The organism is Galbibacter sp., from assembly GCF_035306585.1.
In the GTDB taxonomy this organism is placed as follows: Bacteria; Bacteroidota; Bacteroidia; order Flavobacteriales; family Flavobacteriaceae; genus Galbibacter.
The window spans coordinates 1-7,996 of sequence record NZ_DATGNU010000066.1 but is presented as its reverse complement, the minus strand read 5'-3'; the positions used below and the strand labels follow the sequence as shown (position 1 = coordinate 7,996).

General features: G+C 38.2%; 8 protein-coding genes. 1 reads left to right on the top strand and 7 read right to left on the bottom strand.

The genetic code is table 11. The features are described 5' to 3' along the window. The 6 genes from VKY50_RS07085 to VKY50_RS07060 all read right to left on the bottom strand — a co-directional run. Positions 1 to 78: adenylosuccinate synthetase (locus tag VKY50_RS07085; protein WP_324300287.1), on the bottom strand; the 78-nt coding region annotated here is incomplete at its 3' end. Positions 79 to 96: 18 nt separating this feature from the next. Further along, the gene (locus VKY50_RS07080) at positions 97 to 540 is read right to left on the bottom strand and encodes a Fur family transcriptional regulator (protein ID WP_324300285.1); all 444 of its coding nucleotides are present in this window, start codon (positions 538 to 540) and stop codon (positions 97 to 99) included. Between the two features lie 41 nt (positions 541 to 581). After that, on the bottom strand, positions 582 to 2,786 hold the full coding sequence (locus VKY50_RS07075) for a RelA/SpoT family protein (RefSeq protein ID WP_324300283.1): 2,205 nt from the start codon (positions 2,784 to 2,786) through the stop codon (positions 582 to 584). A 149-nt stretch (positions 2,787 to 2,935) separates the two neighbouring features. Continuing rightward, entirely contained in the window at positions 2,936 to 4,180 is a 1,245-nt protein-coding gene (locus tag VKY50_RS07070) for a M48 family metallopeptidase (protein ID WP_324300281.1), read from the bottom strand. Between the two features lie 196 nt (positions 4,181 to 4,376). Next, positions 4,377 to 5,171: a TrmH family RNA methyltransferase gene (locus VKY50_RS07065; protein WP_324300279.1), complete on the bottom strand. Its 795-nt coding sequence runs from the start codon at positions 5,169 to 5,171 to the stop codon at positions 4,377 to 4,379. Positions 5,172 to 5,379: 208 nt separating this feature from the next. Next, entirely contained in the window at positions 5,380 to 6,552 is a 1,173-nt protein-coding gene (locus VKY50_RS07060; protein ID WP_324300277.1) for a hypothetical protein, read from the bottom strand. Positions 6,553 to 7,004: 452 nt separating this feature from the next. Here VKY50_RS07060 and VKY50_RS07055 point away from each other — a divergent pair, with 452 nt between their 5' ends. Continuing rightward, positions 7,005 to 7,760, top strand: a complete 756-nt coding sequence (locus VKY50_RS07055) for a hypothetical protein (protein ID WP_324300275.1) — start codon at positions 7,005 to 7,007, stop codon at positions 7,758 to 7,760. Positions 7,761 to 7,769: 9 nt separating this feature from the next. Here the strand turns inward: VKY50_RS07055 and VKY50_RS07050 are convergent. Further along, a partial coding sequence (locus VKY50_RS07050) for a DUF3810 family protein (protein WP_324300273.1) occupies positions 7,770 to 7,996 on the bottom strand: 227 nt, incomplete at its 5' end.

Below are 7,996 nucleotides of genomic sequence, written 5' to 3'. Positions count from 1 at the left end.
GTTTTTGGTGAGAACGTCTACGATTTTACCTTTTCCTTCGTCTCCCCATTGTAGTCCTAGTAGTAAATCTACTGCCATTGTCCGTAAATAAATTGATTAATTTTTTTGATTTTTTGTTCCGTAGAAATAGAGGGAATGGTTGTCGATTTTAATATCAAAAACCTCTTCTATTGTTTTTTTAATATTTTGTATACGAGGATCACAAAATTCCATAACCTCTCCAGTGTCGGTGAGAATAACGTGATCGTGTTGCTTGTCAAAATAGGACTTTTCATAGTGGGCCTGATTTTGACCAAATTGATGTTTTCTAACCAAACGACATTCCAATAACAGTTCAATAGTGTTGTACAAAGTTGCACGCGATACCCTATAGTTTTTGTTCTTCATCTTGATGTAGAGTGATTCTATATCAAAATGTTCGTCGCTTTGGTAGATTTCCTGCAGAATGGCATAGCGCTCAGGAGTTTTCCTGTGCTTGTTCTCTTCTAAGAAATTAGTGAACACATTCTTAACGATTTCTTGATTCTTATCTGTCGTCATGATCAGGTCTGCAAATTAAACTACAAATGTAGTGTTTAAAATTAAATTCGTCTTACTTTATCGATACCATTAATCTTTTTGAGGTTTTCTAACAATTTTTTCAATATGGTTTTATTTTTTACCTCCACAGTGATCTTACCTGAAAATACACCGCCTTCGGTTTCAAAGTTAATACTTTTCATATTGACATGCATGTTGCTCGATATGACCTTGGTAACATTGTTGACAAGCCCTAGGTTATCGAGCCCTTCTAGTTTAATGATCACTGTAAACTCCTGTTGGGTGGAGTCAATCCACTTAGCTGCAATAATGCGATAGGCATAATTGGATTGTAGACTAATGGCATTTGGGCAATTCTTCGTATGTACTTTAATACCCTCATTTACGGTAATAAATCCAAAGACATCGTCTCCTGGAATCGGGGTACAACATTTTGAAAAAGTATAGTCCAGCTTTTCTTCTTCTTTTCCGAAAACGAGGGAGTCAAAGTTATTGGTAACCTCTTCTTTGTGGATTTCATCTGCAGTGGCAGGCTTGCGAATCCTGTTTTTAAAGAAATTGATAAAGGTGTTGTTCCTGGAGGCTGCAAACTCTTTTAACTTCTGGTTATCAATAGTGTTTATCCCAACACGGTAGAATAAATCCAGACTGGTTTTGAGCTTAAAGTACACCACCAAGTCGTTTACCGTTTTCTCATTAAGGGTGATCTTGAGTTGTTTTAGTTTACGCCTGAGGATCTCTTTTCCTTCTTCTCCAATTTTTTTCTTCTCCTCTTTTAAGGAAGATTTGATTTTTGAACGGGCTCTTGCGGTAGTGGTATAGTCCAGCCAGTTTGCTGTAGGCTTAGAACTTTCCGAGGTGATGATCTCTACTTGATCTCCACTTTTTAATTCTCTACTTAAAGGAACTAGTTTACCATTGACTTTTGCACCTCTGGTTTTAAGGCCTATTTCGGTGTGGATGTTAAAGGCAAAGTCTAAGGGGGTAGCGCCCTTTGGTAGCGATTTTAGTTCCCCTTTAGGAGTAAAGACAAATATTTCTTTGGAATAGAGGTTTAATTTAAATTCTTCTACAAAATCCACTGCGTTTCCTTCCGCATTCTCTAGTGCCTCTTGCAGTTTGTTTAACCAGCTCTCTATTCCTTGTTCTTTTTGATCGCCGTGTTTGTATTTAAAGTGCGCTGCATACCCTTTCTCGGCAATCTCGTGCATGCGTTCACTTCTTATTTGAACCTCTACCCATCGACCCTTAGGGCCAATCACGGTAATGTGAAGGGCTTCGTAACCTGTTCCTTTTGGTGATGAAATCCAATCCCTTAATCGAGTAGGATTTGGGCGGAAGTGATCGGTAACAATGGAATAGATCTTCCATGCCAAGAACTTCTCATTATCGCGATCACTTTTGTATATGATCCGAAGCGCAAATTTGTCATAAACCTCATCAAAACTGACGTTTTGGGCTTTCATCTTGCGATGAATAGAAAATATTGATTTTGAGCGTCCTCGAATCACGTAATTCAATCCTTCAGCATCCAGGCTTTCTTTTATGATATCACTAAAGGACTCGATGTATTGTTGTTGAGACTCTTGGCTCTCTTCCATTTTGCTCACCAGTTCATTATATACTGCTGGCTCTGTGTATTTGAGTCCTAGGTCTTCTAGCTCGGTTTTGATGTTATACAAACCGATACGGTGGGCTAGAGGAGCATAGATATAGAGTGTTTCAGAGGCTATTTTTACCTGTTTATGTGGTGCCATGGAATCCATGGTCTGCATATTGTGAAGTCTGTCCGCTATTTTTATAAGAATCACACGAACATCATCATTTAGGGTGAGGAGCATTTTACGAAAGTTCTCCGCTTGTAGTGAAATGTCTTGTTCTGAGGAGATCTTAGAGATTTTAGTAAGCCCGTCGACAATACGAGCCACGATTTCTCCAAACATTTCATTCATGTCCTCGAGGGTATAGGCGGTATCTTCTACCACATCGTGTAACAGGGCAGCAGCAATGGCTGTCGCGTCCAAACCTATCTGTTGGGCAACTATCTTCGCTACGGCAATTGGATGGAATATATAGGCTTCGCCACTTTTACGTCGTACATCCTTATGCGCATCAACAGCTGTATCAAAAGCGTGGCGTATGAGTTTTTTATCCTCATCGCTTAGCGTCTGATAACTGATCCGCAATAATTCCTTATACTGTCGCGCGATCTGTTTATTCTCTTTTTCTTCATCTAATACCCTCATAGATTAAATGTAAAATAATCTTTATTATTAAACAACAAATTTTATGCCTGTTTATATTGGTCTTGGTCATAGAGAAAACCTTACCAATTCAGGGAGTATTGTAATGCTGGAATGTTTTTGCCTTTACCGCTACAAAGGTAGCCCAAGTATTACTTAGGGGTTCCAAATTTTAAATTTTTAATTCGTTGAAGCAGTGTGGGGTGTGAATAGTTTACAAAAACATAAGCTGGATGCGGAGTTAAATTGCTTAAGTTGGTTCTTGAAAGCTTTTTCAAGGATGTGATCAGTGGTTGGGCCGCATAGGTCTGTTTTGCGTAGTTATCTGCCTGGTATTCAAATTTTCTTGAAAAGTAATTCATCACAATGGAAGTTAACACGGTCATAGGACTGTATAAAAGACCAAAGGCCATAAGTCCTGCGTGAAAGCTGGATTTAGAAACTCCAATAGCCAAGGAAAGTTCTGGAATACTAATACATAGGGATAGAATATAGAGCGAAACTCCTGTTAAAGCAATAGAGGCAATGATATTGAAGATGATGTGTTTTCGTTTGTAATGACCTACCTCATGGGCTAGTACGGCCACAATTTCTTCCTCTTCCAAATCCTCTATAAGGGTGTCATAAAGTGTGATTCGTTTTTGTTTCCCAAAACCTGAAAAGTAGGCGTTTGCTTTTGTGGATCGTTTGGAGCCGTCTATGACAAAAATATTTTCCAGATGAAAACCGACCTTGGAGGCATAGGCCTGTAGTTTTGTTTTTAAACTTCCTTCTTCCAAAGGACTTTGTTTATTGAACAGGGGTACGATGAGTTGACTGTAAAACATATGGATAAATAGGGTAAATACCCCCACAATGCCCCAGGCATATAGCCAAAAGGTATCGCCTGCTATTTGATAAAACCAAACAAAAAGGGCCAGGATTCCTCCTCCTAGGATTGCCATTAGGATCCAGCCCTTGATTTTATCTAGTATAAAGGTTTTTATGCTGGATTTGTTGAAGCCATATTTCTGTTCGATCACAAAGGTCTGATAGAAAGAAATTGGTGTTGTCAGAATGTCACTACCCCAGGAAATGATCCCAAAGAAAATAAGGGTTATATAAGTAGCGTTGGATGTTATTTCTCTTGCCCATCGATCTACCATATCAAATCCATCGAGCATTAAAAATGCTATGGTTATAAACAAAAGGTACTTTGCAGCCATATTGGACAGGCGATAGTTTTCCATTTTATAGGCTTGTGATCTTTTGTATTCTTGTTCCTGGTAGAGATCTTTTAGATCTTCGGGAATAGGATCATCAAATTTTTGGGCGTTCAAATGGCTAATAATACGATCGCTTAGATAATCGATAATCACAATTGCGATGATGATATAAAATAAACTTTGTGCACTCATAGGTAATTAATCCGCTGCGTGTTTTATATATTGTTGTAAATGTAGGTTTTTATAATGAATCTGAAATATTTTCAAAATATGTAAATCGAATCACCTCCAATACATAAGGTATATTGGGCTTATTTTCTTAATTAGTACGTTGTAAATTAAGGGAACACTTTGCTTTGATCAGTGGTGAATTTTGTTGGTACTTGTCCTAAAAACCTCGTTGACGTTTGGCTTCAAAGATGATAATTGCAGCAGAGACAGAAACATTCATGGAGTCTATTTCACCTTGCATAGGGATGATGATGTTTTGATCGGAATTCTCTAGCCAGGTATCACTTAAACCTGTAGCTTCAGTGCCCACTACAATAGCTGATGGTTTATTATAATCCACCGAACTATAATTTACCGAAGCCGTTAATGCCGCGGCATGGATTTGGATGCCTTTAGCTTTTAGAAATTCGATGATCTCTGTAGTACTTGCTGTAGCGATATTGTTTGTAAATAGACATCCTACACTAGAGCGAATGATATTGGGGTTATAAAGATCGGTTTTAGGATTGGCTATAATGACAGCATCCAGTTTGGCTGCATCGGCAGTGCGAAGTAAGGCTCCTATGTTTCCAGGTTTTTCCGGCGCTTCCGCTACGAGAATCAGTGGGTTTTCACCAATGGTGAGCTGCTGGAGATTATGGGAAATACTCTTAACAACAGCGATGACGCCCTCTGTGGTTTGTCTATAGGCAAGCCGCTGGTATATCTCTTTGGTAATCTGGATGTAGTGTTCCGTGCTGTGTACTTTAGATAGCTTCATTAAATCATCAAGGGCGATGATTTCTGGATCAAACCAAATATGCTGAATCTGGTAACCGGCTTTGACAGCAAGTTGAAGTTCACGAATTCCTTCCAGGACAAATAAACCAGATTTGCGACGTTCTCTGGATTTTTCCTTTAGTTGTACAAGTTGTTTAACAAGACTATTTTGAGTACTGCTTATTGTTTTCAATCCACCGAATTTTTGACAAAAATAAGCATTTACGACGATCCTTAGCAAAGGTCCTTGCCCTGAAGGGGAGAATTGGTGCAGCGCTGTAATGATCCTAAATCTGGAAAAAAATAAGGCCAAAGCACAAAAGATATTGCACTAGTGGCCTGATAGAAACATAAGTTGTTCGAGGCCTTATGCACTTCATTGGAATAGAATTGATCAAATTTTAAGCGTAGTAACACTTTGGAGGCTCTAATACATAGTGGTTTGTGTTGATTTCTAATTCATGAATGATACGTTCCAAACATTCCATTTCTTCAAATGGAAGTAAATCTAAAATGTGCTCCAGAGTGGTTTGAATATTGAGTTTTGGCTCTGGAAAGCGATCTGTATGATCATTCCCCAAAGCCAGTATGCATACCTTTAGCATTGCTGCAATATGGTACATTATATCGGCTGTGCCGTCTATTTTTAAATGGGCCTTGTAATAGATTTTTTCGTGGCCAGGGCGTAGTTCTAGGATTTTACGATCCACTAACTTTTGAAGGTCTTCGCGGATTTTTTGTTCTTTTCCACTGGTACCTGTTTGGGGTAGCTGTTTTGGCTTTCCGCGCTTTTTAATGGCGTGTTTGGTGGCCAGGAGCTGTTTTCGAAATAAATTCAAAGTTGCTTTAAGGACCGTATTGGCTTTGGTGGTTATTTGCACAATTTGTTCGGCGTTAATGGAAGTGGGCAAATTCCCTGTGGCCGTTTGGTCTAAATAGTGCAGTAATAGACCATCTTGCTTATTGCCAGTATCATACACCGTGCCTAACCTGGTGTCATAGGGAGCAAATAGCTTTTGACATTCGCTTAACAAGACTTCTTGAAACGGTTGTCCAAAATGGAACGCTGCCGCTATATCCATGACATTTTTCTGATAGGAATATAAGCAGTGAAGTGCCTTTGTATAGCTTCCTTCCTCTTTATATTCACAGGCGGCATCTAAGTGGTGCACACAAGAACTAAGTTGCCGATCGATTTGTTCTCTTGCCAGATCAAACGTTCCTTGGCTTAATTTTAGGTTGAACTGCTGCAAGTGTGCGTTTTTTTGCGGGTAGATCAGGTTTTTCGCCTGACAATGCTGCATAAAAAACAAATTGTGTTGTTTTAAGGAACTTAAAGCACCTTTAAGTGGAAACACCTTAAAGGTGTATGCAGGTGCTTGCTTGAAAATGAGGTTCATTTTAGCGATCATCGCCTGGGTAACTGTAGCGGTGCTTCCTTGATGTAAAACTATCATTAAAGGTTGCTTAGAAGCGGTGGATCGCAATTGTGATTTGAAAACATAGCATAGGTCCAATATGGGACTTAATTGATGCATAATTTTTTCTAGTTGTGGATCTTTTTCTGGAAACATGATTTAAAATTTTACGATTATCGAGTGCTTATACAACGAGCTATAATGTTATTTAAAATCAATGGAAAAGTCAAACTAAAAAACGGGTGTAACGACTTAGTTATTAACATAATAAGAGTGTTTTAGACTGTTAATATGTATGGTTTTTCACACCTAGAATGTGGTAAATGCGCTAATGCTACCGAAGACAGAGTTTATAATCTTTTTGTGCAGATTATTATAAATTTCGCACCAGCCTTTTGGCAATCCTGGGATGTTATATTGGGGAATTTTTTTGGTGGATTTGTGCAGGGTTGGTCGTATCATTTCTTTATGGTCTATCTAATAAAGCCATAGTGCCCCCGATTGTTTTTGATGTAAATCGTAGCATTTATAATTGCCTTACGGTTTACCGTAAGGTACCCATGTTGGCATTAAATATCTTTGCTATCTAAATTTATAAAGGGGAAAATATGTTTCATAAAATTAGACTACTGGCACTACTGTCAGTGATTTTTGTATTTGCGAGTTGTGACGATTCGCTCGATAAGATCTTTCAGGAGCCTTCTAAAGTAAAACCAGCACAGTTGTTGACCTCGATAAAGATTATACCCGAGGATCAAGAGGCACAAACCTATAGTTTTGAATATAATGAGGATCTTAAACTTATCAACTTTACCAATCCAGGAGCAAAACCATTTAGTTTAGTATATAAGGAAGAAAATGGCACACTAAACAATTTCAAAAAAGTGATAAGCGGTATATTTTATTTGGATAAAATTTCTAAAATTCCCTATGATCATACCAGCTATGATATTATTCCCCAAAATACAAACGAACTGGGTGAGCCTTACTTACTTAAACTGATTTTATATTCGGAAGATGAGCCTCCAATGGTAAAATATGTTGAAATTGGATTCTATCAACTACCTAATATGTTTAAGCCTTATTTGATGGCTGGGGGGATCATAGAGGCCGCTGAACAAAATCAATTAGATCAAAGTAGAGCACAATTGTTTGAAGGTAGATTGATTCCTTCAAACATCCCGGCAAGCATAGATTTTATGGATGAAGATATGGTGCTGGAACATAGCTATGATGCGAGGTATGAGTATGATCAAATGCAACGTATTACTAGAGGAAAGATCACTTATTCCAAAGCGGGAAAAAAGGAAAGTACTATGGTGACCGAGCTTATATGTTCTTACCTAGATAGTGCTATTAATTAACCCTACTATTTAATTTGTGTTAATGACCATTGGTGTAGCGTATTCCACTGGTAGATGATTAAAGCAGTGAGCTTTCGAGAATTTGATACTCACTGTTTTTTTATGCTGTGCTTTGTGGTAATTCACAAGCAGAGCGACCACATAGCTATAGGACTTGATCCCTTTTTTTTGGTTGTTGGCTTTTAAAAATGAGTTAAACGTTTTTTTGAAATATGGTTCTGCTTTTGTCTTGTGCT

What these genes read in the sequence shown, in the direction of transcription:
- VKY50_RS07060 (WP_324300277.1), bottom strand. Translation starts at nt 6,552, where the DNA reads ATGTTTCCAGAAAAAGATCCACAACTAGAAAAAATTATGCATCAATTA.
- VKY50_RS07070 (WP_324300281.1), bottom strand. Translation starts at nt 4,180, where the DNA reads ATGAGTGCACAAAGTTTATTTTATATCATCATCGCAATTGTGATTATC.
- VKY50_RS07080 (WP_324300285.1), bottom strand. Translation starts at nt 540, where the DNA reads ATGACGACAGATAAGAATCAAGAAATCGTTAAGAATGTGTTCACTAAT.
- VKY50_RS07075 (WP_324300283.1), bottom strand. Translation starts at nt 2,786, where the DNA reads ATGAGGGTATTAGATGAAGAAAAAGAGAATAAACAGATCGCGCGACAG.
- VKY50_RS07055 (WP_324300275.1), top strand. Translation starts at nt 7,005, where the DNA reads ATGTTTCATAAAATTAGACTACTGGCACTACTGTCAGTGATTTTTGTA.